Annotated in this window: 1 pseudogene; it reads right to left on the bottom strand. The window is 60.4% G+C overall.

Going from position 1 to position 359, the window contains the following annotated elements:
• Positions 1-299: pseudogene (locus FH08_RS0134240) on the bottom strand (glycosyl transferase); the annotation flags it as partial.
• Between the last annotated feature and the right edge of the window lie 60 nt (positions 300-359).

Raw genomic sequence — 359 nt, 5'->3', positions numbered from 1 at the left:
CCGGCGGTCCGCATTCCGCCGCCACCGACACTGCCGGTCTCGTTGCCACTCAACCGACCCAATCCGTTGTAACCGAAGGTCAATTCGAGGATCGAGTTGTTCTGTGAGCCGCCGATCCAGGGACGTGAAGCCGACGGCCACAATTCGACGATCGCCAACCACCAGCCGGCGGAGACGATCATGCCGCCGAGCGCGGCAAACAATTGCAGCACGCGCTTACCCAATTTCGGCGGACCTGCAATCAGATAGGTCAGTGCCAACGGCGGCACGACGAGCATGACTTGCAACTGTTTGGTCAAAAATCCGAAGCCACAGAACACCCCGACCAACACGAGCCATCGGGTACGTCCGTCCTGGAC

The sequence above is a fragment of the Caballeronia sordidicola genome (genome assembly GCF_000729995.1).
Classification (GTDB): domain Bacteria; phylum Pseudomonadota; class Gammaproteobacteria; order Burkholderiales; family Burkholderiaceae; genus Caballeronia; species Caballeronia sordidicola_A.
The sequence above is the reverse complement of the archived record's forward strand: the minus strand, read 5'-3'. Positions and strand labels throughout refer to the sequence as shown.